This window comes from Streptomyces sp. UW30 (assembly GCF_008042075.1).
In the GTDB taxonomy this organism is placed as follows: domain Bacteria; phylum Actinomycetota; class Actinomycetes; order Streptomycetales; family Streptomycetaceae; genus Streptomyces.
This window is the reverse complement of record NZ_RDBN01000027.1, coordinates 128217-151477: the sequence shown is the minus strand read 5'-3', so window position 1 is coordinate 151477 and position 23261 is coordinate 128217. Positions and strand designations below refer to the sequence as shown.

Below are 23261 nucleotides of genomic sequence, written 5' to 3'. Positions count from 1 at the left end.
TTCAAGGGCGAGTCACGGATCAGCGGTTTCAACCGGCGAGAATCGGGCGGTCTCATGGCCGATGCCCTTTCAGGCTCGACGGCGAAGGCGTTCCGCTCCTCGTCTCCGTGCAGGAGCAGGAGCAGGGTCCAGTCCGTGAGCAGACGCGTCACCGTCATCAAGAGCTCTACGGATCTTGTCGCTTTCTACGGGACGACTGCGTGGCGCCGGAATTCCTGCTCCTCCGTGGCCGCGTGGGAGCGCCGGCCGAAGAACTCCCTTCTGCGGTGAGTGGCCTTACGGCGTGCGGCTCGCGCGCCTCGATTCCCTCGGTGCCGGGGATGAGGTCGGTCTGTAGCGGTGCGGGCGCGGAACGACGGGCGGTGTCCGGGACCGGCAGGACGTTCCGGCGTTGCAACTCGGCAACGCTGACCAGTGGTGCCATGAGAACACGGTCGAGCAGCTCGTTCTGAGCCGACTGCAGCTCGACCAGATGCCACAGGACGGCCAGCACATACTGGAGTTCTTCGCTCCAGGCAGGCAGCCACCGCTCGGGCCGGATGCGGTCCAGCTCGCTGACGGCCCTGCGAGACGGCGGTCCCGTCCTGCGTTTCAGCCAGCCGTCGAGAACGTTCTGTCCACTGACCTGGTAATCCCGCATTTGTTGAGTCAAGGGCCCGAAAACACCTTGGCCGAAATGGAGTTCCAGACGGTCGGGGTCGTATACAAAACTCTCGGGTAGTTCGTCCCTGCCGACCTGTCTCTGGTACGTGATCGCCGGCTGTGCGGTCGTCCAGACCTCCTGGGGTCCGCCGGGCCTCCCCACCACCGGGTCCACGAGCCTCTCTCCGAAGGTGGAGGCCCAGATCACCTTCCGCCCGATGTGCAGCGCCTCCGACCACAGGGCGGCGTCGCCTGTGAGGGGTACGCGGACGCCGTTGGTTATGAGTTCGTCGTCAAAGCGGGACCGGAATCCGGGGTGAGCCGTGATCGCGGCGATGTACGCGGCCAAGTCCTCAGCGGTGACAAGCACCCCACCGAAGGAGTTGCGAAGGTGCTGGAGAAGGCCGGGGGTCACATTGGGGGTACCGTCTCTCTGCAGAAGGGGAATCACTCTGCCGCCTCCCCAGCCGGCGAAGTGATCCATATCCGGCATAAGCGCCGTGAACAGCGTGGCGGGGCCGTCGCCGAAACGATCGGAGTGCTGCTCCACGATGTGGATCTGTCCCTCGGCCCGGCTCTCCCACAGTTGTGGCGAGCATCTGTCGAGGACCCTGTTGTCCGGGATGATCCAGTGCCGGTCAAAGGGGCGGAAGGCGAAAAGCACCGGCTCCGGACACTCGGGGCCCGCCTCCAGCATCGGCTGGTGTGGCTGTGCCGAGCCTGGGAGCGGTTTGACCTGCCGGTCGATGGTACGGCTGTGGGTTTCCCTGAACAGGGCGCGCTTCTCGGCGATATCCGTCTCGGCGGTCAGTCTCCGCCACCGGGAACGCAGCGTGTCAGGGTCCGGGGAGTAGACCCATGTGCGCTTCGGCAGTATGCCAGGCACTTTCCATGGCAGCAGATCGTCCAACGCGGGATATGTGTCCCAGGCTCCCTGTGCCGCGGGCATGAACGGGGCCCGGGCGGCCTGGCGCACCGACCGCCACTGGTCGCTGTCCGGCCCAAGGGCTTCGAGCTGTGTGTACTTCTCCTCGCGAGTGCTGCCGTCGAGGGCGAAGTACCTGATGTGGGCGGGTGTGGTCTCGGCCCTGCTGCGGACGAACACGGCGATCGCCAAGGGCTGCTGCACACCTTCGAAGAGGCGTGTCCGCACCGGCGGCTGGATGCCCTCCGGGCTGAGGTCGATGATCCAGCCCTCCGAACAAGTCTCACGCAGATACTTCCTCATCCCTTCGAAACCAGGCCCGCTGAGGAAGCCCGCGGTACTGATGAAGGCGATGATTCCGCGGTCCGACTCGGAACGGTGCTGCTCAAAGACCTTGAAGGCGGCCCAGCGCCAGAAGTAGACGTACAGGTTCTTGAGCTTGTTCTCGTGCACTCCGTTCCTGCCCCCGAGGCGGAAGGCATTAAGCAGAGGTGCTCTGTCATCCCCCTCGCGGCCTCTCTCCACCCAGCCGCCCTCCCCCTCGGCTCTCTCCCGGTCCGGCGGATTGCTGATCATGACGGTGACCTTCTGCTCGCGCTTGATCCAGTCCGCCTTGCGGGTGTTCTCGACCAGAGGATCGCCATCGGGCAGGAACGTGAAGAGCGTGGCCCTCTCATACGGATCCGCGAGGGTGTCGGCGAGATGGAGTCGCAGATCGCCGAGTTGAGTGTCGGTGACTTGCTTGCGGAGGGTCTGGGTGATCCTCATCTGGGCGACCGCAAAGGCAGCCATCTGACGCTCGAAGCCGATCAGCCGGCCCGCCAGCTGTTCCACCGCTTCGCCGCGAAAGCCTTCCCCTCGACGGGAGCGTTCTTCAGCGACCCTGTCGATAATCTCGCTGAGGAATGTGCCGGTGCCCATGGCGGGGTCGACGATCGTCACCTGCTCGTCCGCGAAGCCCTCCGCACAGCCCAGGCGGGTGCGCAGGACGGCGTCGGTGAAGCGAACCATCTCCTTCACCAGACGGGGCGGGGTGTAGTACGTGCCGGAGCGTTTACGCAGCTCGCGGTCGTATTCCTGGAGGAAATCCTCGTAGAGATGAACGTGGGCATCGGGCGTCCGGGCTCGGATCGCCTCCCAGTCGACAGCATCGATGACCTGCACGAGCGTGTCGATTCGGCGGGCGAACTCGGCGTCCACCGTCTCCGTCAGCAACTGCAGGGCTCGACCCATGACCGTGTTCTCGGCCTTCAACTCACGTGCAAGGTCGCTGAAGTTGCGGTCGGCGAGCGGTACGTTCTCGATACGGGCCAGCAGCAGGGCGAAGGCGATCGTCTGGGTGTAACGGTCGGCGAAGAGGTGGTCGGGGTCTTGCCCATCGGTTGAGGGGAAGAGCACCTTGCTCCAGTGGTGCGCCAAGGCGGTGAAGGGCTTGGGATCCCGCCGCCGGCTGCGAGGACCGTCTGGCGCTCTGCGTTCGAGAGCGAGCTGCTCCAGCACCTCCTCTCGCAGGTACTGGCACAGCGGAGCAATAGACGACACCAACTGGCTGACACTGGTGATGCGCTGGGGCTGCCACCCGAGAAATTCCCGCAGGAGATCCCGAAACGCCGCTCCGTCGACCTCGCTGGTACGCAACCGGTTGCCGGACCGGTACAGATCACCTTCGAGCCGAACCGTGCGGAGAGGCCGCGAACCGCCCCGATAAAGGCACCAGGTGTGACCGTTGCTGTACAGCACGTTGGGCAGCCGACGCATCAGCTCCCACTGCTCCCGGTCCCGCTTCGTGAAGCCGTCAGGCGTGACGTCGTGCCCGGGGGCTTTCAGCTCGAGGAAGCCGGTGATGCGCCCCGATGTCTCCACCGCGTAGTCCGGACGCACCCGAGCCTCGGGCAAGGGATACTCAGGATGAAGGCGAGGACTCAGCTTCCAGCGCGCCCCGAAAGTCTCCACGAGCTTCGCCACCGGCAGGCTGATGGACGCCTCCGTGTCGCTGACCCTCAGCCGCTCCCTGCACTCGGATCCAAAGTCCGCAACGAGAGCCCGTATCCACTCCTCTGGCATCTTGTCCCCCTCCAAGTTGCGGACGCGGACGATGGATCACCGCAGACACAGCTTGTTGGAGGCGAAAGGACCGGCTCAGTGCGCACGGGGGGCGCGCGAGGGGCACGGACGGCGCGTTCCGCGACCGCTGGGAAAAGAGGGGCGGGTGCTGGTTGGGAAGAGACCGCCGTAGCCGATGTGGACCTTGCCTGCCGCCCAAACGGGAAGGCTCTCTCGGGACGCCATTTCCGCGCCGAGCGGACCCGCTGTCTCGCGAAAGCATACGAATCAACCTGCTGAACGAACGGGTCCCACAAGAACGGGATCAGTCCGCCCGGCGGACTGCCAGGAGCCAGCACCGCTCACGGAACCTCATTCCGTTCCGTACCTCACGACGTCGAACGTCAGGAAACGGGGAACCAGGCCGACAGGCGCTTGGCAATGGCCGGTACATCGATGTTGTCCTGCGCGACTTCCTCGACGAACGGGCCGGCAATGGAGACGGGTGGCGGGACGGTACTGGCGCTGACGCCGTTGAGCCGCAGGAAGACACGCATGGCAAGCCAGGCGGTGCGCTTGTTGCCATCGATCAGCGCGTGATTGCGGGCAACGGAGTGCAGCAGTGCCGCCGCCTTCTCGTGCAGCGTGGGATACAGCTCGGCCCCGAACACGTTCGTCCGTGGCCGTTCGATCGCCGACACCAAAAGTCCCATGTCACGCACGCTGTGCTCGGTATCGTTGACCGTGCGAGCGATGGCCAGGATCTCGTCGATCTGGATGTAGCGCACTTCGGTCACTTCAGGTAATCCAGGATCTCCGCATCGCTGTCCATGAGCTCGGCCAGGACGTCATCGACCTTCAGCTCGGCCCGATTCTGGGCGTCACGGATGGCCTCGATGGCAAGTTCCTGCTTGCTGCGGCGCTCCCGACGAGCCCGCTCGGTGAGCTTCGCGTCAAGGTCGTCGGGGAGTCGGAGTGTCATCGCCATACGGCGATGATACCGGACTGGTATCTAGGTGGCGAGGTGATACCAGCCACTCAAGACCTCGGACCACGGCGCCGTCCATTGTGGCCCGGTCGGGCCGCGCTCTCGGTTCCAGGGCGCGTGCGACGAGGTAGCAGCACGCGCCGCCGCTGGCGAGGTGCAGTCGGACCCCCGAACCGGAGTCCTTGCCCCATGCCGACGGCCCCGGTCCGCGCGGCCCGGGGCCAGAGAGTTCCGCGAGGTTGAGGCTTCCGATATTCGAGCGTCATCCGAGCGTCAAAATTCTGCATTCAGCATCGACACGTCGCCCGCGAGACCCGCGCCAGCCCTTGAAGTTGCAGCTCAGACCGTTCTCAGTCGACGCATTCCGCGAGCGAAAACAAGTCGAACTGACCACCTGGAATACAAAACAGCAGGTCAGAGGCCCTTCGCGGCAGGCTCCAAAATCGCCACACACTCCACATGATGCGTCATCGGAAACAGATCGAACGCCCGCAACGTCCGCACCCGATACCCCCCATCCCGGAAGTACCCCAAATCCCGAGCCAACGCAGCCGGATCGCAAGCCACATACGCGATCCGCCGGGCCCCCAGCGACGCCGGTCTGCGCCGGCACCACGCGGGGGCGGACGCGTCCACGACGACGCCCCCGACACCCGTTCCGACTTCGCCCGCCTTGCCGCTCTGCCCCACGGGCCCGAGCGAGAGGCGCTGCGCGACCAACTGGCCAAGGCCTGGCTGCCCATGGCCCACCGCATCGCCGGCCGCTTCCGCAACCGCGGCGAGTCCCTGGAGGACCTGCGCCAGGTCGCGGCCCTGGGACTGGTCAAGGCGATAGACCGCTACGAGCCCGGCCGAGGGGCCTTCGAAAGCTACGCCGTGCCCACCATCACGGGTGAGATCAAACGGCACTTCCGCGACCGGATGTGGGCCCTCAGGGTCCCCCGTCGCGTCCAGGACCTGCGCAACAAGGTCCGCGTCGCACGCCGCGACCTGACCGACGCCGCGGGCGGCTCCCCTGCGTCGGTCGCTCGGATCGCCGCCCACGCGGGGCTCACCGAGGACGAGGTCAACACGGGGCTGGAGGCGCTGGACAGCTTCAGCACGCTGTCCCTGGACGCCGAGATGTCGTCGGGCGACGACGGATTCAGCCTCGCCGACACCATCGGCGCGTGCGACGAGGCGTACGACGTCGTCGTCGACCGGGAGGCGGCGAAGGAGGGGCTGCGGCGTCTGCCCGAGCGCGAGCGCACGATCCTGTACCTGCGCTTCMTCGAGGACATGACGCAAAGTCGCATCGCCAACCACCTCGGCYTCTCCCAGATGCATGTCTCKCGSCTCATCAGCCGGTGCTGCGCACAGGTGCGCGACGACGCGCTCGGTGGCAGGAGCGACGATCAGTCCCAGGAGGGACGACCCGACCGGCCCGGCGCAGCGGGAAGCAGCAACGACACCGAGAAGGAGGCGATGTGAGCACGGACAGAATCTGGTCGTACCGTCCCGCCAGTGGTCATCAGGAGGGTCGGACGCTCACGGGGTACACCGTCGAGGCGGCCGACGGGACCATCGGCCATGTGGACCGCCAGGCCGACGACACCCCCCTGCAGCACCTGATCGTGGACACGGGCGCATGGGTGTTCGGCAGGAGTCTGCTGATCCCGGCCGGCCTGGTCACCGGCATCGACACACAGGCCCGGGTGGTCACCGTGCGCTGCACCCGCGCGGAGGCCAAGGAGGCTCCCCGTTTCGGCACCGACCGCGAGACCCGCGATCCCGAGTACCTGTCCGCCGTTGGTGCCTATTACGCCACGCTGCCCCATGATTCGGACGCGCCCGGGTAACCGAGCCCCAGGGGCAGCCACGCAGAGCGAGGAGAGCTGAAGTGACGGGAACCGCAGTCAACCTGGTGCGCGCCCGCGATGCCCGGCAGCTCACGGGCGTCCCGCGGGCTGCGAACGAGCGGCCGTGAAGCCGGCGGAGCGCCATCCGGACGGGGACACCGGTACGGCGGGCACCCGGTCGGTCGCGATCACCAGCGCGGCGGCAGCGCGCAGTTACGTACGGTCGGTCGTCGGTGAGGCGTGGCGCCCTGCGACGCACCGGGCCGGGGAGACGGCCGTCATGGATCTCCTGCTGGTCGTGTCGGAGCTGGTCGCCAACGCGATCCGGCACGGCGGCGGCCTGGCGGGCTTCGAGGTGACCCTGCTGTCCGAGGGGGTGCGGCTGAGCGTGCACGACTACAGCGACGCCGTCCCCTCGGCCGCCTACGGCCCCGGAACCCTTCCGCACCCGCACGAGGGCAGCGGATACGGGTGGCCGCTGATCATCCGCCTGTCCCGTGAGATCCACATCGAGCGCCGCCGGGAGGGCGGCAAGACCGTCACCGTGTTCGTGCCGCTCATGTGAGCGGTCCGTTCGTCGGGCCGTCGGCTCACCAGGGCAGGAACGCGTGCACGTCCTTGCCGTCCGCACGCACCACCACGCTGACCTCGTCGCACAGCGTCTGGACGAGATACCAGCCGATGCCGCCGCCACGGCCGGTGCCGGAGTGGAAGGGGCGCGGCGCCGGTGCGGTCGTACTCGTGTCGCTGAGCGTCACGTGGACTCCGTCGAACGCCCGCCGCAGGGTCAGTCCGATCGGCCCCGGGGCGTACTGGACGGCGTTGGCGGCGAGCTCGGTGACGACGAGCACGATGTCGTCCCGGTACTCGGGTGTGGCCGGTGGTGAGGACCGCTCCAGCCCTGTCAGGAACCGCTCCGCGCTCAGGCGGGCTCTCGTCACGTCGCCGACTCCCCCGTCGAACGTGACCTGCCAGTTCTGCGTCTCCTCGGGCGACGGTTCGCCGCCGCCACGCGATTCGGTCGCCATCACACCCTCTTCGGCCTCCCTGCGCTCCGGCCGCGGTGACTCGTTGCTGCCCCCACCGCTGCTGGTTCCCAGGCAGAGCACGCCTACGCGTCCGAAACCGGTGCGATCCGGCGGGACGAGACGGAAGAGTGGGGCGACCGGTGCTGGCGTGGCCGCGTGCCGGGGGTGCTGTCCCGGCTCAGATCTCGATCGGTGCGAGGTCCGGGTAGATGCGCTGCCAGCGGTAGCGGCTGCTGCGGAAGTGCCAGTGGATGAAGGCGGTCATGTAGCGGTCGAGATGCGGGCGCTGTTCCTCGGTGGCCAGGTCGAGGATGCGGCGGTAGGACGCCATGCCGCTGTCGAGGATCTCGCGGTAGACGGTGAGGTAGGGCAGGCCGGCCTGGACCGAGCGGCGATAGATCCGGCCGGCGACGAAGTCTGCGCCGTGCACCGCCTCCTTGTAGAAGGAGAGCACGTCGTTCATGTCGTTCAGGAATGCGACGCACGGGCTCAGCACCGCCGACCAGAAGGCCCGGTGCGAGCGTGCGCTCAGACAGGAGTCGCTGAACTGAAGTGAGGTGAACCAGAATTGGGAGAAGCCGTTGAAGCCGCGGACGTAGTCGCTGTCGATCCCGTCCGTTGCCTCCGGCGTGAACTCCGCCTCCATGAGGACGCCCGTGATCGCATCGTGGAAGAAGTTCTTGTAGACGGCGAGGAATGTCGGGTCACTGAACCGCGCGATCTCCTGGAACATGAATTCGATGTACCGGGTGTGCGGAGTTGATCCGGACGGGGAGGTGCGCAGGCCGGACCGGAGGATCGCTTCGGCCTCGGCACTGTCGTGGCAGCACACGTCGTCGGTGTACGTCGTGAACACCCAGATTCGATCGAGCGCGAGAGCGAGTGCGTCGTCGTCGATGGGCGCCATCAGGGCCCTCATCAGCGTGATGTGGCGGGTGGTGGCGGCGGGAACCGTGACGCCGAATGCCGCGAACTCCGCCGCGAGCAGATCGGCGTCTCTGCGGGCCTGGGCGAGGTCGACAGGCGGATCGAAGGATTCCGTGAAGGCGATCATTTTGTCGACCGAACCGGACTCCAGGACGGCTGCAACCATTCCCCGGTGGAGCGGGTCCGGGATCGCGTCGAGGCCGCTGCGCGGGGTGTATCTCAGGGTGTCGATTCCGGGCGGCCTGGAATGCCTGGTCACGAGGCGGGCTGTCGGATTCATACCGTGTCCTCCCCTGCACGATTCTCTTCCCCAAGCATGTCCTCGGCCCCCGCTCCACATGCGGGGCGTGCTGATTCACTTCGACCCGCGCTTTACCACCTGCCACTTGCCGCAGGGGCATCCCCGGCACCGCCGCAGGAGGGCAGTCTCGCCCCGCACCAGCGCGGCGCCGCACCTCGCTAACCTGCTCCACATGCCCGACACCCCACCGCCCGCACAGCGCGACGACCGACCCGAGGAGGCCCGGCGGGCGCGACTGAGCCGGACGTTCGACGAGGACGCGGAGCTGTACGACCGGGCCAGGCCCGGATATCCGCCCGAGTTGTACGACGACCTCGCGGAACTCGCCGGCGTCGGCCCCGGCACTCGCGTGCTGGAGGTGGGCTGCGGGACCGGCCAGGCGACGGTGCCCCTGGCCGGGCGGGGTTGTCGCATCACGGCCGTCGAGGCGGGGGCGCAGATGGCCGCGCTCGCCCGCCGCAATCTGGCCGGGTACCCGGCGGCGGACGTGGTGACGGCCCGGTTCGAGGACTGGCCGCTGCCGCAGGAGCCGTACGACGCGGTCGTGTCGGCGACGGCGTTCCACTGGATCGACCTGGCCGTGCGGATGGCGAAGGCCGCCGACGCGCTGCGTCCCGCTGGGGCGCTCGCGGTGGTGCGTACCCAGCATGTGAACGGCGGCACCGAGGAGTTCTTCGTCGAGGTGCAACGCTGCTACGAGCGGTTCGATCCGGCGACAACACCCGGACTGCGGCCTCCCGCGGCCGTCGACATAGTCGGCTCGGACCATGCGCAGGAGGTGGCGCGCAGCGGACGGTTCGGTCCTGCGGTCTTCCGCCGCCACGAGCGGGACCTCACGTACACGACGTCCGAGTACCTGGAGGTGCTGCGGACGTACTCCGGCCATCGGGCGCTTGCGGACGAGGCCAGGGCCGGGCTGCTGGAGTGCGTCGCGGGGCTGATCGACGGGCGGTACGGCGGGCGGATCACCAAGCGCTACCTCATCGAGCTGGCAGTGTCCCGCCGGCGGTGACGGCGCCCCCGAAACATCGTGTTCACGACAAGGGAAACTCGGTGGTAACAACACCTTTCTAGCGTGACCGGCTGTGGGATCACCGTCGTATACAGGCCGCCGTACCCCCTCATGACGGTCCGTCGACTCCCCCGTCCTGCCGATGACGCCATGCCGGGCCGCCCACGTCACCGCAGCACCCGCACCCAGCCCCACCGGGAGGCGTGATGAGCACGACCGAGTCACGAGTGACGACGTCAGAACCGGCCGACCCGGCGAAGACCGGGGCCGACCAGGCGGTCAAGGAGACGCTGGAGGACTACACCCTCCGTTTCGCGCCCCGCAGTTACCGCCGCTGGAGCCCCATGGTCGTGGCCACCACCGCCCTCGGCGGGATCGCCTACATGGCCGACTTCTCCATCGGCGCCGGCATCGGCCTGGCACACGGCACCGGCAACGCGCTCGTCGCGATCGCCGTCGCCGCCGTCGTCATCTTCGTCACCGGCTTCCCGCTGGCCTACTACGGCGCCCGCTACAACATCGACCTCGACCTGATCACCCGCGGCTCCGGCTTCGGCTACTACGGCTCCGTCCTGACCAGCGTCATCTTCGCCAGCTTCACCTTCATCTTCTTCGCCCTCGAAGGCTCGATCATGGCCCAGGGCCTCAAGCTCGGCCTCGGGCTCCCGCTGTGGCTGGGCTACCTGGTGTCCACCCTCATGGTCATCCCGCTGGTCATCTACGGCATGAAGGCGCTCAGCAAGCTCCAGGTGTGGACCACGCCGGTCTGGCTGATCCTGATGGTCGCCCCGCTGGTCTACCTGATCGCCAACGACCCCGGCACCGTCGACCGCTTCCTCTCCTACGCCGGTACCGACGGCGAAGGCGGCGTCAACACGGCGTCCGTACTCCTCGGCGCGGGCGTGTGCCTCTCCCTCATCGCGCAGATCGGCGAGCAGATCGACTACCTGCGCTTCATGCCGCCCAAGACCGAGCAGAACAAGCGCAGTTGGTGGACGGCCGTGGTGATGGCCGGGCCCGGCTGGGTGGTGCTCGGGGCGCTGAAGCAGGCCATCGGCGTCTTCCTCGCCGTCTACATCCTCGCCGAGGTCGGGCCGGCCGCCGCGCCCGAGCCGATCCAGCAGTTCCGCAGCGCCTTCGACGCGATGATGCCGTCCTGGATGGTCGTCCCGCTCGCGGTGGCCCTGGTGGTCATCAGCCAGATCAAGATCAACGTGACGAACGCGTACTCCGGTTCGCTGGCCTGGACGAACTCCTTCACCCGCGTCACCGGGCACTACCCGGGCCGCATGATCTTCGTCCTGGTCAACCTGGCCTTCGCGCTCGCGCTGATGGAGGCCGACATGTTCAGCTTCCTCAACAGCATCCTCGGCTTCTACTCGAACTGCGCCATCGCCTGGGTCGTCACCGTCGCCACCGACATCGGCGTCAACAAGTACGTGCTGAAGCTGTCCCCGCTCCAGCCGGAGTTCCGGCGCGGCATGCTCCATGCCGTCAACCCGGTCGGCGTCGTGTCGTTCGTCGCCGCCTCCGGCCTGTCCATCGCGATGTACTTCCACCTTCTCGGCGACTCGCTCCAGCCGTACTCCCCCGTCGCCGCCGCGGTGATCGCCTTCGTCCTGACGCCGCTCATTGCCGTCGTGACCAAGGGCAGGTACTACCTCCGCCGCACCGACGACGGCATCGCCGAGCCCCTCCTGGACGCCGACGGCAACCCCAGCGCGCTCACCCTGGACTGCCACGTCTGCCACCAGGCGTACGAGCGCCCCGACCTCACCGCCTGCGTCACCCATGACGCGGTGGTCTGTTCGCTGTGCCTGAGCACGGACAAGGTGGGCGATCACGTGCTGCCGGCCGCCACGGCCTGACGCGCGGTTCCTCCGGCGGCCCTCCCTCTCGGGCGGGCCGCCGGAACTTCGTCCAAGACAGCACGCCCGAAGTCGGCGACCGTAGAGGCATGCGCACACACCAATCGGGCCCGGCCCGCACGGGTCGCGATGCCGACAACGGCTGGGAGGTCGCCCAGCCCGTCGGCGGCACGGCCCTCGAAGGCGTCCGGATGGCGGGCTTCCGGGACCGCATGGCCGCCGGGCTGGACATGCGGGTGCTCCCCCAGCCTGCCGTGATCGTCGTCATCGGGCTCCGGGGCACCTCGCTGGAGGTGGACGCTTCCGCCGGGCACCGGCCCCTGACCGGCCTCGTCGCCTCGATGCGGCCCGGTCCGGCCCGCATCCGTGGCGAACGGGTCGAGTGCGTCGAGGTCCGCCTGTCACCCCGGGCCGCACACGCCGTGCGTGGCGTGGCCCCGCACGAGCTGCACGGGGCCGTGACGAGCCTCGACGACCTCTGGGGGCCGCAGGCGCGACGCATCGGCGAACGGCTGACCGCGGGTCAGTCCCCTGCGGGCCGCACGTCCGTCACCTTGCCCTTGGTGTCCGCCTCCAGGTAGCCGGCCTGCCCGTACTCGTCCGTGAGGTAGACGGCGAGGCCGGCCGGGGTGTCGAAGGTGTCGTTGGGCTGTCTCACCATGAGGTAACGGGCGTCCGGGTTCTCGACGTTGAGCTTCTTGTCCGCCTCGGCGAGCAGCGCGGGAACGGCGTCCCAGTTGAAGCCGTCGAGGGTGACGGGCTGATCGCCGCCGGACAGGGAGCCCTTGATGATGCCCTGCTCCACGCCTCGTCCGGGGCGGTAGGTGTAGGAGTCGTACTTGGTGTCGCTGCCGTCGACCATCACCTCGGCCGACACGTAGTCCTCGTAGACGGTGAAGTCGCCGAACCTGTCCCGGCCGGTCTCCTCCTCCAGGGCCTTGATGGCGGTGCGGATGCCGTCCGGGGTGAGCAGGCCGGCGGTCTGCGCGTCGGGAGAGCGCTGCGCGGCCGGGGCCTCGGCCGTCGACGACGCGCCCGACGAAGCGGTGGACGACCGGGTCGAGTTCGGGGCCGAGGTCGTCGACGGGGTGCGCCCGCCCGAATCGCCCGAGCCGCCGCCGAAGGGCACCAGCCACCACACCAGCACGAGCGCGCCGGCCAGGGAGGTCCCCGTGACGCTCAGCAGGACGGGCAGGTTGGGGGTACGACGACGTGCCGGGCGCACCGGCGAGGTGACCGGCTGGGGCGTGCCGTACAGGGCGCTGGGGTGGACCGGCGGCCCGAATCCGGTCGGAGCGGCCGTCGGCGCGGGGGTGGCGAACGGGACGGACGTGGTCGACGAGGGGGAAGTCCCCGGGTAGGAGGGCGAGATGGTGGAGGAGGAGAGGGGCGGCGGGTTCAGCGGATAGGACGTGGGCTCCTTCCACGCGTCCACCCGACCGGTCGGCCCCGACTCGATGTCGGCCAGCCGGCGGTCCAGTTCGGCGGCGGACGGCCGGGCCGCCGGGTCCCGCACGAGCACGCTCATCAGGGCATCGCCCAGGGCGCCGGCCCGTACCGGTGGCGGCACGGGATCGCTGAGGACCGCGGCGAGGGTGGCCAGGGTGCTGCCCCGGCGCAGCGGATGGTTCCCCTCCACCGCGGTGTACAGCATCATTGCCAGCGACCACAGGTCGGAGGCGGCGCCGCCCTCGTGCCCCGAGATGCGTTCGGGGGCCATGAAGTCGGGCGTACCGATGATGGAGCCGGTGGCGGTGAGGTTGGTCGTCGTCTCGCGGATCGCGGCGATGCCGAAGTCGGTGAGGACGGGACGGCCGTCGGGTCGCAGCAGGACGTTGGCGGGTTTGACGTCCCGGTGCTGGATGCCGGTGTCGTGCGCGGCGGCCAGCGCGGCCAGCACCCCCCGGCCGATCCGCGCGGCCTCGGCGGGCGGCATCGGCCCCTGCGCCAGCCGGTCGGCCAGCGAGCCACCGCTGACCAACTCCATGACGATCCACGGGTAGGTGCCGTCGCCGCCGTCGACTATGTGGTGGATGGTGACGACGTTCGGATGGTCGATCCGGGCCAGCGCCCTGGCCTCGCGCAGGACACGCTCGCGCAGCATCCGCGCGCCCTCGGGGTCGTATTCGGCCAGGTCCCGGTCGGGCGGCCGGACCTCCTTGACCGCCACCAGCCTGTGCAGCACCAGGTCCCTGGCCCGCCAGACCGTCCCCATCCCGCCGCCGCCGAGACGGGCCTCCAACTCGAAGCGCCCGTCGACCACGCGTCTGCCGGGACCTCTGTCTGCCTCACTCATGGGCGGGAGCTTAGTTGCCGCCACCGACACCGTTCACCGGCCCCGGACCGGGGCACTTGGCGCGAGGTGACGAGGGCGGGCACCGGGCGGTGTGCCGCCCCCGCCCACTGGTCGGGAGGTGACCGAGCCCGGAGGTCAGCGCCCCAGTGCCAGTGCGCCCGCCTGCGCGAACTTCTCGTCCAGCGCGCCGGACGGGGCGCCCGCGACGCCGATGCCGGCGATGGGGGCGTTGCCGGCGGTGACGGGGACGCCGCCCGCGAGGAACAGGGTGCCGGGGATGTCCTTCAGGTTCGGGGTCTGCTGGAGGCGCTCGGTCAGCTGGGACGTGGGGGCGTTCCAGGAGACCGCGGTGAACGCCTTGCGCTCGGCGGACTCGTAGGACTGCGGGCCGGCGCCGTCGCCGCGCAGGGTGACGACGGTGTTGCCGTTGCGGTCGACGACGGCGACCGTGACGCGCTGGTTCTCCTTCTCGGCGGCGTCGAGCGCGGCCCGCGCGGCCTCGGTGGCGGCATCGATCGTCAGGTGGGTGGAGGTCGTGGTGGCCGGGGCCGCGGCCGAGGTGGCGGCCGAAGGCGTCGTGGCGGGCGACGAGGCGTTCGCGGACACCGCGCCGAAGCCCGCCAGGGCGACGACGGCGAGCACGGCACCGCCGGTGGCGACGCGGGCACGGCGGGAGAACTTCTTGTGCACGGGGTTCATGGGTCGGTCGACTCCTTCGGTGGGCGGGCGGCCCGGTTGCCGCCCCGCTTCGTCCGCTCTCCACCCTCGGCCCGCGAACGGCCCCGGACCGTCGACGTTCCGGCTGCCCCGGGGACATGGGACGGACGACACGGGGGTCATCCGATCGGTTGACCCACCCGTGGCCACACCGGGCCACAATGGAGGTGTTTGCCCAGTTCAGCGCCTACAGGCAGGGAAGGAGGCGGCCCCGGATGGGGAACCGGTCGCACGAACCGAGCACCGTGGACACCAGGTGGCTCGGCGCCGTGATGCACGCGGCGTTCTTCCTGCTGCTCGGCGGGGCGCTCGCCCGTTTCCTGCTGCGCCATCCCGGCGAACCGCGTACGCCGTGGATCATCGCGCTGTGCGTCGTGCTGACGGTGCTGCACCTGCTGGGTCCCAAGGCCGGCGACACGGGTCTGCGGCCCACCCGGCGGCACGCGGTGTGGCTGGCGCTGACCGTGGTGGTGTGGATGGTCCTGGTCGTGCTCGCGCCCAGCTTCGCGTGGTGCGCCGTGCCTCTGTTCTACACGGGCCTGCGCACGCTGCCACCGCGCGCGGCCCTCGCTCTCGTGGCGGTCCTGACCGTGTTCGTGGTCGCCGCGCAGGTGCAGCTCTCGGGCCGGTTCGACCCGAACCTGGTCCTCGCGCCGCCGGCCGTCGCCGCTCTGGCCACCGCCGTCTTCCTCCAGATGGAACGGCACACCGCACGCCAGCGCGTCCTGATCGACGACCTGATCCGCACCCGCCACGAGCTCGCCGCCTCGGAACGCCGCGAGGGCACCCTCGCCGAACGCCAGCGGCTCTCCATGGAGATCCACGACACGCTCGCCCAGGGCCTGTCCAGCCAGCGGATGCTGCTCCAGGCGGCGGACCGGGTGTGGGACACCGAACCGGACAAGGCCCGCGCCCATGTACGCACCGCCGCGTCCGTCGCCGAGCACAACCTCGCCGAGGCCCGGCGCTTCGTGCACGACCTGGCGCCCGCCGACCTCGCCCGCGGGGAGGGCCTCGACGAGGCGCTGCGTGCCCTGGCCGCCCGGGAGTCCGGCGCGCAGTTCACCGTACGGGTCCACATCGACGACGACGGCCGTCTCCCCGAGCTGCCCGACCGGYTCCGGTCGGCCCTGCTGCGGATCGCCCAGGGCGCCCTGGCCAACGTCCGCGAGCACGCCGCCGCCGGCAACGCCGCCCTCACCCTCACCGTCCTCGACGACACGGCCGTCCTGGACGTCTCCGACGACGGCCACGGCTTCGACCCCGCCGCCCTGCCCGGCTCCCCCGACGACGGGCGTGGCCACGGACTGCCCGCCATGCGGGCCCGGCTGCGCGCGCTCGGCGGCACGCTGACCGTCGAGTCCACGCCCGGCGAAGGCACCGTCCTGTCCGCGGCCGTCCCCCTGGAGGCGCCCCGATGACCCCTGACCGCGCTCCCGTGCGCATCCTGGTCTGCGACGACCATGCCGTCGTACGGGCCGGGCTGCTCGCCCTGCTCGACAGCGCCCCGGACATCGATGTCGTCGGTGAGGCCGGCACCGGTGAGGAGGCGCTCGCGCTGGCCGCGAAGCTCGTCCCGGACGTGGTGCTGATGGACCTGCAGCTGGGCGAGGGCATCGACGGCGTGGAGACGACCCGCCGTCTCACGTCCTCCCCCGGCGCCCGCTCCCACGTCCTGGTGCTGACCACCTACGACACGGACGCCGACATCACCCGTGCCATCGAGGCGGGGGCGACGGGCTATCTGCTCAAGGCCGAGCGCCCCGACGAGCTGTTCGCCGCGATCCACGCCGCCGCCCAGGGTCGGACCGCCCTGTCCGCCCCGGTCGCGGGCCGCGTCATGGCGAGCCTGCGCCGGCCCCGCCCCACGCTCACGGACCGCGAACGCGACATCCTCGCCCAGCTCGCCCGAGGCATCGGCAACCGCGACATCGCCCGCGCCCTGTTCATCAGCGAGGCCACGGTCAAGACACATCTGCGCCGCATCTACGACAAACTCGGTGTCGACACCCGCGCGGGCGCGGTGGCCGTCGCGAAGGAACGGCGGCTGTTGCCCTGACGGACGGCTCCCGTCGGCGGGCCCCGAAATACGTCGGTGCGCCTGCCGTATCCGCCGGGCCGCCGATCGTCTTCTTGGTGACAGGGCATTCCGCTCTGCGCAGGAGCCGCACAAGGAGGCGAACCCATGTCACCGACAGCCACGCCGAATCCGATTCCCGACACCTACCGCCGGGTCACCCCGTGCCTGGTCGTCCAGGGCGCTGCCAAGGCGCTCGAGTTCTACCGCGAGGTGTTCGCAGCCACCGAGCGGACGCGTGTCCCGGGTCCGGGAGGGACCATCCTGCACTCCGAGATCGAGATCGGGGACTCGGTCGTGATCGTCGAGGACGCCACGCGCCTGATGGGCACCGAGGCGCCGCCCGCCGGCGGTCTGCCCGGCAGTCCGACGTTCCTGTTCGTCTACGTCGAGGACGTGGACGCGGTCGTCGCCCGTGCCGTGGAGCTGGGCGCGACGCTCAAGCGGGCACCGCAGGACCAGCTGTACGGGGACCGGGACGGGTCCGTCGTGGACCCGTACGGGCACTGGTGGACCGTGGCCACGCATGTGGAGGACGTGCCGCCCGAGGAGCTGGAGCGACGGATGGCCGCCGTGCTGGGGCAGGGAGGCGACGCCTGACGTACGTGCTGCTGTTCGTGGACTAAGTGGACGGCCTGGCCCCGGAGCTCGACCGCTACTACCTGCTCCACGCCACCCGAGCCGATCTGCTGTGCGCCCTGGAGCGCCCCGACGAGGCCCGCACCGCGGACCGGCCGGCACTCGGCCTGACGACCGACCCGGCCGAACGCACCCTGCTCAAGGAACGCGCGGCCTTCTGGCCGCCGATGGCTCACCAGGGGGCGGGGCTGCCCTTGAGCTGCTGCCAGTACCGTCGATGGGCATGCCGGGCCCGGTCGCTCGTCATCCCGGCGGGCAGTTCCCCGTCGAGCGGATCGGCCAGTTCGGCGATGTCGCGCAGCACCGCGGCCTGGCAGGCCCGCTTGGTGAAGGCGTACTGCTCGATGCAGTCCTCCGGCGTTGTCCCGGCGACCTCGACGGCACGGTTCAACACCTCCTCGGCCGATGCCAGTTCGTGCACCATCCCCAGCGCGTGCGCCTGCTCCGGGCCGAAGATCTCGCCGCGCAGGCAGGTGCGGGCAGCCACCGGCTCGCCCCACGCGTACGCGAGCATGCGCACGTACACCGCCGGCATCGGAATCCCGATCGGCACCTCGTTCAGCCCGAACCTGGCCCCTTCCGCCACCGCGACCCGGTGGTCGCACACCGCCGCTGTGATCAGGCCCCCGGCGAACGCGTGCCCGTTCAGCGCCGCCACGGTCGGACGCGGGTACGTGAACAGCCGCACGTTGGTGGCCCGGTAGTCCGCGAACCACTCCCCCACGGCTGCCCGGTCACCCGCGAAGAGGGGGAAGTGCTCGCCCAGGTCCAGGCCCGCGGAGAAGCGGCCGCCCGTGCCGGTCAGCACCACGGGCGACTCGGCGTGGTCGCGCTCCAGCCGGTCGAACGCGTCATGCAGGTCGGCGAAGAACGCCCGCCCCTGCGCGTTCACCGGATTGGTCGTCATGGTCACCACGGCGACCCGGCCGCGTCGCTCGATCGTCCAGCTCATTCCTCAACCTCCGCTGGTTTCCGGGGAGTTCGGGACGGTGGGTGGTGCGTGGCCCGCGGTCCGGGCCTCCAGAGCATGGAGTACGGCCACCATGTCCTCGCCGCCGTGTCCCTGGTCGACGGTCTCGCCGAACAGCGTGTGACAGACGTCGAGCAGAGGGGACGCCAGGTCGGCCTTGCGGGCTGCTTCGGCGATCAGCCGGTTGTTCTTCAGGACGTCGGCGGCCGCCGCCTGCACGGCGAAGTCCCGGCCCAGCAGTTTGGGCGCCTTCCCCCGGGAGACCGCGCTGGCCATGGGGCCGGCGTCGAGGACGTCCCGGAGCAGACGCTGGTCGAGGCCGTGCCGGCCGGCGAAGTGGAACGCCTCGGTCAGTCCGGTGACCAGGGTGATCAGGAACAGGTTGACCGAGAACTTCATCAGCAGGGCGCCCGGTACGCCACCGCAGTCGAACGTCTCGCGGCACATGGGGGCCAGGAGTGGGCGTACGGCCGCGACGGCGTCGTCGTCGCCCGCGAGCATCGCCACGAGTTCGCCCTGTTCGGCGGGGACTCGGGAGCCGGAGACCGGGGCCTCGACGTAGCGACCGCCCACTGCCCGTACGGCGTCCTGGAGCGCGGCCGAGTACTCCGGCGCTGTCGTGCCCATGTGGACGAGGGTGTGGCCGGCGACGTGCGCGGCGAAGTCCGGGGTGCCGCGCCCGAGGACCGTGTCGAGGGCGGCTTCGTCGGCCAGCATGAGGATCACGGTCTGCGCCCGCTCGAAGACGCCGGCGGGGCTCCGGGCGATCTCGGCTCCGGCGGCGCGCAGGGGATCACTGCGGTCGAGGCTGCGGTTCCACACGACGAGGGGCGTTCCCGCACGAGCCAGGTTGAGCGCCATGGGCTGTCCCATGACGCCGAGGCCGATGAAACCCACGTACACGATGCACCGCCGCTTCTCATCCACGCTCGCGCGCCAGGATCGGGCCGTTGCCGCCGGCCGCTATGACAGCGGTCATAGTACTCGGACTCTATGACGGCGGTCATAGGATGGGGCTGCGCAGCTTGCGCAGAACGGGGATGGAGGTCGGGATGGCGGTGTCCGAACGAGGGCCGCGCGAGCGGATGGTCTTCAGCGCGGCCCAGCTCATCCGGCGGGACGGGGTCGCCGCCACGGGGATGCGGGAGGTCGCCGCGCATGCGTCGGCGCCGCGCGGCTCGCTCCAGCACTACTTCCCGGGCGGCAAGGAGCAGTTGGTCAACGAGGCGGTGGGCTGGGCGGGCCGGTACGCCGGCAACCGGGTCGCCCGGTTCCTCGCCGCGCTGGACGAGCCGACGCCCGGTGGGCTGTTCGCGCAGATGGTGCGTCAGTGGACCGACGAGTACGAGGCCATCGGGTTCGCGGGCGGCTGCCCGGTCGCGGCCGCCACGGTGGACTGCGCGCAGTCCACGCAGTCCACGCGGGAGGCGGCGTCCGACGCGTTCGCCGCCTGGACCGGGCCGGTGACCCGCGCCCTGGTGGACATGGGGGTGCCGCGGGAGCGGGCCGGGGGGCTCGCCACGCTGATGATCAGCGCGCTGGAGGGCGCGATCCTGATGGCACGGGCGGAGCGGGACGTACGGGCGTTGGCGACCGTGGCCCGGGAGCTCGGCCCCATGCTCGACGCGGCGGTGACCCGGGCGGGTTGACGACCTTCGGAGGCGGCGCGCCGCCGACAGAGGGCCCACCGCACGGAAGTGACGGTCCGTCTGTCCGCGCCGCGTCACCATCGACGTACGGCGGACCGACGCCCACTCGTCGCCGCGACGTCCGCGCACCGCTGGTGATGCGGCCTCGACCGGCCTGGCGCAGACTGGACGGGTGAGTGACACGTCCCCGGGACGTGGCGAGACCGCGTCCGTACCCCGGTCGGCACCACGACAGACCTTGGCGCTCGCGGCGATGATGTTCGCCGTGGCGATGACGTTCATCGATCAGACCATCGTCTCCATCGCCGCCCCCGACATCGTTCGCGAACTCGGCCTGTCGGCTTCCGGCATGCAGTGGGTGGTGAACGCCTACCTGTTGTCCCTGGCCGCGTTCTTCGCACTGGGCGGCCGCCTCGCGGACCTCTACGGGCCGCGCCGGGTGGTCGTGATCGGCACGCTGGTGTTCGTCATCTCGTCGGTGCTGTGCGGCTGTGTCCCCGAGGGTGACGCGGCCCAGGGCTGGTTGATCGCCTTCCGCGCGACTCAGGGATTCGGCGCGGCACTGCTCTTCCCCGCCGCGCTGGCCGTGGTGGTGGCGGTGTTCCCGCGCGAGCGGCGCGGCCGTGCCCTGGCGCTGTTCTTCGGGCTGTCCGGCGCGTTGACCGCCCTCGGCCCCCTGCTGGGCGGCTGGCTGACGGCCTGGACCTGGCGCGCGGTGTTCTGGGTCAACGTGCCCGTGGCCGTCGTGGCCCTCGCCCTCACCGCCTGGGCCCGGATCGCGGACCGCAGACGGGCCGGCACCCTCGACGTGCCCGGTGCCGTGCTGATCGCCGTCGGGATGGGCAGTTGCGTCCTGGGCTTGCAGCAGGCGTGGGCATGGGGCTGGGACAGCGCCGCGACCTGGGGCTGCATCGCGGGTGGGCTGGTGGTTCTCTACGCCTTCGTCCGGTACGAGCGAGGCGTGCGGGACCCGTTGATCGATCTGCGCGTCTTCCGGGACAAGGCGTTCACCGTGGACGTCGTGGTGCTGTTCTTCTCGATGCTCGCGTTCGTACCGCTGTTCTTCTTCGCCTCCGTGTACGCCCAGGTGTCCCTGAGCGCCTCCCCCAACCAGGCGGCGCTGTTCCTGCTGTACTTCTTCGCGGGGTTCGCCATCGCCTCGCAGTGGGGCGGCCGCATCCTCGACAAGCAGGGCGCGCGCCCGGCGCTGAAGATGGGCACGGTGGTGGGCGCCGTCGGATTCGCCCTGTGGGCCGGCAAGCTCACCGACCTGTCCATGCACGACCAGTGGCCTTACGCGGCCCTGGCCGGCGCCGGCATCGGCTTCATCCTGGCCCCCGCCTCCACGGACGCCGTGAACCGGGCCATCGGCCCCTCCTACGGCGAGGTCACCGGGGTCACCCAGACCGTGCGCAACTTCGCGGCGAGCGTGGGTCTGGCCGTCTTCGGCACGATCCTGACCCATGTCACCAACACCAACGTCGTGAAGACCCTGGAATCCCGCGGCCTGCCCTCGAACGTCGCTGACAACGTGGCCCACAACATCACTGAGTCCATCACGGGCAACGGCGATTCCAATACACCCACGGGGACGGGGCCCGCCGCTACGGCGACGCGCAACGCGATGGACGCGATCCGCATGGACTTCGCCGAGGCCAACCAGTGGGTGTTCTACGGCATGGCCATCGCTCTGGGCATCGGCTTCCTGTGCGCCCTGCGCCATCCGGGCGGCCGCGCGGTGACGCCCAAGGAGGCGCAGGAGACGGGGACGTACGCGGGGCGCTCGTAGCGGGCCGTAGCGGTCCACTGCGTCGAACGAGGCCCTGGACCTCGGGCTTCGGGCTTCGGGCTTCAGGCGGATCGGACTGCCATTCCGGGGGGTATCACCCGCGCTCGTGACCACCCCCACGCGGACTGTCACCTGCTGTCTCCGCTCCCGTACAGTCCGTGGCACCGGCACGCGCCGTCGCGGCCGACTCCAGTGGCTCACCCAGGAGATGGAACATGGACACCGAAGCCGGCCCCGGCTCCCTCCCGCACCAGCCCGGCACGGCCCGGCCGGTGCCCGAAGCCGAACCGGAGCTCGTGGAGCGGTGGCGTTCGCAGAGCGGCGAACTGGTCGAGTTGCTGGCTCAGGTGCGCGAGCGCGTCGGCGGTGTCGCGGCGTTCCGCATCGGGCCCGCCCGCACCGTTCTCGTCACGGAGCCGCGGGCCGTCCAGCACGTGCTCGCCCGCCACCCGGAGCAGTACGTCAAGCGCTCCCACCGCGCCCGGCTGCTGGTCGGCGACGGTGTCCTGTCCGCCGAGGGCGAGGCGTGGAAGCGGCAACGCCGTCTGCTCCAGTCCCAGTTCACCGGTACCGGGATGCGCCGCTACGACCGGCGGATCACCGAGGCGGCCCGGACGACCGCCGAGCGCTGGGCCGAGTACGCCCGTACCGGCAAGACCTTGGATGTCGGGCGGGAGATGCATCGCTTCGCCCTGGACGCCATCTGGCGCTCCCTCACCGGTCACCCTCTCGACGACGAGACCCAGCGCGAGCTGGAGGCCATCGAGGCCGTGGGGGCAACTCTGCCGACGCTGCCCGCCGACACGGAGGACGCCCGGGCGGCCGTCGCCACCGATCTCGCCCGGATCGACGCGGTGGCCCGGCACGCGATCGAGGCCGCCCGCGCCGGGGAGGTCGGCCCCGACGGGCCGGGCCTGCTTCACGTACTCACGGAAGCCGGCGCCGAGCGGCCCGAGTACACCGACCGGCTGATCCGCGACGAGCTGGTGACGCTGCTCGCCGCGGGGCACGAGACCACGGCCAGCACCCTGACCTGGCTGTATCTGCTTCTCGATCAGCACCCCGCCGCCCGCGAGCAAGCGCTCGCCGCCGGGGACGACAACTCCGAGGAACGCCGCCAGGCCATCCAGGCACTACTCCACGAGACGCTCCGGCTGTACCCGTCCGCGTGGCTCATGCCCCGCCACGCCGCCGAAGACGACACCCTCGACGGGTACCGGGTCGAGGCGGGCACCGATCTCCTGGTCTGCCCGTATCTCACCCACCGCGATCCCGAACTGTGGCCGGATCCGGAGCACTTCGACCCTCGGCGCTTCCTCTCCCCCGGCGGCCGCCCCACCGACACCGGCGCCTACTTCCCCTTCGGCATCGGCCCCCGTGCCTGCCTGGGCATGCAGTTCGCGCTCCGCGAGTCGACCGTCCTGCTCGAACATCTGCTGCCGGCCCACGTCGTGGCGTTTTCCGCCACCCCCGCGAAGGCGAAGTACGGCTTCACGGTCCGCCCTGACGGCCCCACGCCCGCGACACTGCTACCGTCGCCGGCCTGAAGCCC

21 protein-coding genes and 1 pseudogene are annotated in these 23261 nt (G+C 70.1%); 12 read left to right on the top strand and 10 right to left on the bottom strand.

The features are described from left to right. Positions 1-166: 166 nt before the first annotated feature. From EAO75_RS14715 to EAO75_RS14700, 4 genes and pseudogenes are all read right to left on the bottom strand, one after another. Positions 167-3532, bottom strand: coding sequence for a type ISP restriction/modification enzyme (locus EAO75_RS14715; RefSeq protein WP_261989290.1), 3366 nt, complete (start codon positions 3530-3532; stop codon positions 167-169). 482 nt (positions 3533-4014) lie between these two features. Then, entirely contained in the window at positions 4015-4407 is a 393-nt protein-coding gene (locus EAO75_RS14710; protein WP_147995504.1) for a type II toxin-antitoxin system death-on-curing family toxin, read from the bottom strand. Further along, a complete protein-coding gene (locus EAO75_RS14705) occupies positions 4404-4598 on the bottom strand; it encodes a ribbon-helix-helix protein, CopG family (RefSeq protein WP_147995503.1) in 195 nt (64 codons plus the stop codon). Before EAO75_RS14705 ends, EAO75_RS14710 begins: the two co-directional genes overlap by 4 nt. 414 nt (positions 4599-5012) lie before the next feature. Beyond that, positions 5013-5195: pseudogene (locus EAO75_RS14700) on the bottom strand (RNA methyltransferase); the annotation flags it as partial. On the opposite strand from EAO75_RS14700, the gene EAO75_RS14695 reads away from it, so the two are divergent. The 3 genes from EAO75_RS14695 to EAO75_RS14685 all read left to right on the top strand — a co-directional run bounded on the left by EAO75_RS14695 (position 5115) and on the right by EAO75_RS14685 (position 7001). Next, positions 5115-6068 carry a SigB/SigF/SigG family RNA polymerase sigma factor gene (locus EAO75_RS14695; protein ID WP_410092306.1) on the top strand — a complete coding sequence of 318 codons (954 nt, stop codon included), beginning with the start codon at positions 5115-5117 and terminating at the stop codon, positions 6066-6068. The pseudogene EAO75_RS14700 and the gene EAO75_RS14695 overlap by 81 nt on opposite strands. Beyond that, the gene (locus tag EAO75_RS14690; RefSeq protein ID WP_147995502.1) at positions 6065-6436 is read left to right on the top strand and encodes a PRC-barrel domain containing protein; all 372 of its coding nucleotides are present in this window, start codon (positions 6065-6067) and stop codon (positions 6434-6436) included. Before EAO75_RS14695 ends, EAO75_RS14690 begins: the two co-directional genes overlap by 4 nt. A 124-nt stretch (positions 6437-6560) precedes the next feature. Continuing rightward, positions 6561-7001: an ATP-binding protein gene (locus EAO75_RS14685; RefSeq protein ID WP_147995501.1), complete on the top strand. Its 441-nt coding sequence runs from the start codon at positions 6561-6563 to the stop codon at positions 6999-7001. A gap of 25 nt (positions 7002-7026) precedes the next feature. On the opposite strand, the gene EAO75_RS14680 is transcribed toward EAO75_RS14685, so the two are convergent. Both EAO75_RS14680 and EAO75_RS14675 read right to left on the bottom strand, forming a co-directional pair. Further along, positions 7027-7464, bottom strand: a complete 438-nt coding sequence (locus EAO75_RS14680; RefSeq protein WP_147995500.1) for an ATP-binding protein — start codon at positions 7462-7464, stop codon at positions 7027-7029. A gap of 178 nt (positions 7465-7642) precedes the next feature. Further along, the gene (locus tag EAO75_RS14675) at positions 7643-8650 is read right to left on the bottom strand and encodes a hypothetical protein (protein ID WP_147995499.1); all 1008 of its coding nucleotides are present in this window, start codon (positions 8648-8650) and stop codon (positions 7643-7645) included. A gap of 214 nt (positions 8651-8864) precedes the next feature. Between EAO75_RS14675 and EAO75_RS14670 the strand changes: the two genes are divergently transcribed. The 3 genes from EAO75_RS14670 (at position 8865) to EAO75_RS14660 (ending at position 12153) form a co-directional block, all read left to right on the top strand. After that, positions 8865-9704 carry a class I SAM-dependent methyltransferase gene (locus EAO75_RS14670; protein ID WP_147995498.1) on the top strand — a complete coding sequence of 280 codons (840 nt, stop codon included), beginning with the start codon at positions 8865-8867 and terminating at the stop codon, positions 9702-9704. A 206-nt stretch (positions 9705-9910) separates the two neighbouring features. Next, positions 9911-11572, top strand: coding sequence for a purine-cytosine permease family protein (locus EAO75_RS14665; RefSeq protein WP_147995497.1), 1662 nt, complete (start codon positions 9911-9913; stop codon positions 11570-11572). Between the two features lie 89 nt (positions 11573-11661). Next, complete coding sequence (locus EAO75_RS14660) at positions 11662-12153, top strand: hypothetical protein (RefSeq protein ID WP_147995496.1); 492 nt, start codon at positions 11662-11664, stop codon at positions 12151-12153. Here the strand turns inward: EAO75_RS14660 and EAO75_RS14655 are convergent. Together EAO75_RS14655 and EAO75_RS14650 are read right to left on the bottom strand one after the other, a co-directional pair. Continuing rightward, positions 12096-13868 (bottom strand): serine/threonine-protein kinase, encoded by a 1773-nt coding sequence (locus tag EAO75_RS14655; RefSeq protein ID WP_147995495.1) that lies wholly within the window; start codon positions 13866-13868, stop codon positions 12096-12098. The two genes, EAO75_RS14660 and EAO75_RS14655, sit on opposite strands and share 58 nt — an antisense overlap. A gap of 135 nt (positions 13869-14003) precedes the next feature. Continuing rightward, entirely contained in the window at positions 14004-14567 is a 564-nt protein-coding gene (locus EAO75_RS14650; RefSeq protein ID WP_187284440.1) for a GlcG/HbpS family heme-binding protein, read from the bottom strand. Between the two features lie 233 nt (positions 14568-14800). On the opposite strand from EAO75_RS14650, the gene EAO75_RS14645 reads away from it, so the two are divergent. From EAO75_RS14645 to EAO75_RS14635, 3 genes are all read left to right on the top strand, one after another. After that, positions 14801-16006 carry a sensor histidine kinase gene (locus EAO75_RS14645; RefSeq protein WP_147995494.1) on the top strand — a complete coding sequence of 402 codons (1206 nt, stop codon included), beginning with the start codon at positions 14801-14803 and terminating at the stop codon, positions 16004-16006. Next, positions 16003-16644, top strand: coding sequence for a response regulator (locus tag EAO75_RS14640; protein WP_147995493.1), 642 nt, complete (start codon positions 16003-16005; stop codon positions 16642-16644). Before EAO75_RS14645 ends, EAO75_RS14640 begins: the two co-directional genes overlap by 4 nt. Positions 16645-16770: 126 nt before the next feature. Continuing rightward, a complete protein-coding gene (locus EAO75_RS14635; protein ID WP_147995492.1) occupies positions 16771-17262 on the top strand; it encodes a VOC family protein in 492 nt (163 codons plus the stop codon). A 211-nt stretch (positions 17263-17473) separates the two neighbouring features. Here EAO75_RS14635 and EAO75_RS14625 read toward each other — a convergent pair whose 3' ends face one another. Together EAO75_RS14625 and EAO75_RS14620 are read right to left on the bottom strand one after the other, a co-directional pair. Next, positions 17474-18253, bottom strand: coding sequence for an enoyl-CoA hydratase/isomerase family protein (locus tag EAO75_RS14625; protein ID WP_147995491.1), 780 nt, complete (start codon positions 18251-18253; stop codon positions 17474-17476). A gap of 3 nt (positions 18254-18256) precedes the next feature. After that, positions 18257-19174 (bottom strand): NAD(P)-dependent oxidoreductase, encoded by a 918-nt coding sequence (locus EAO75_RS14620; protein WP_147995490.1) that lies wholly within the window; start codon positions 19172-19174, stop codon positions 18257-18259. 149 nt (positions 19175-19323) lie between these two features. Here EAO75_RS14620 and EAO75_RS14615 point away from each other — a divergent pair, with 149 nt between their 5' ends. The 3 genes from EAO75_RS14615 to EAO75_RS14605 all read left to right on the top strand — a co-directional run bounded on the left by EAO75_RS14615 (position 19324) and on the right by EAO75_RS14605 (position 23256). Next, complete coding sequence (locus EAO75_RS14615; RefSeq protein WP_147995489.1) at positions 19324-19920, top strand: TetR/AcrR family transcriptional regulator; 597 nt, start codon at positions 19324-19326, stop codon at positions 19918-19920. A gap of 253 nt (positions 19921-20173) precedes the next feature. Next, positions 20174-21709 carry an MFS transporter gene (locus EAO75_RS14610; protein ID WP_147995530.1) on the top strand — a complete coding sequence of 512 codons (1536 nt, stop codon included), beginning with the start codon at positions 20174-20176 and terminating at the stop codon, positions 21707-21709. Positions 21710-21924: 215 nt separating this feature from the next. Beyond that, positions 21925-23256, top strand: coding sequence for a cytochrome P450 (locus EAO75_RS14605; RefSeq protein WP_147995488.1), 1332 nt, complete (start codon positions 21925-21927; stop codon positions 23254-23256). Positions 23257-23261: the final 5 nt, after the last annotated feature.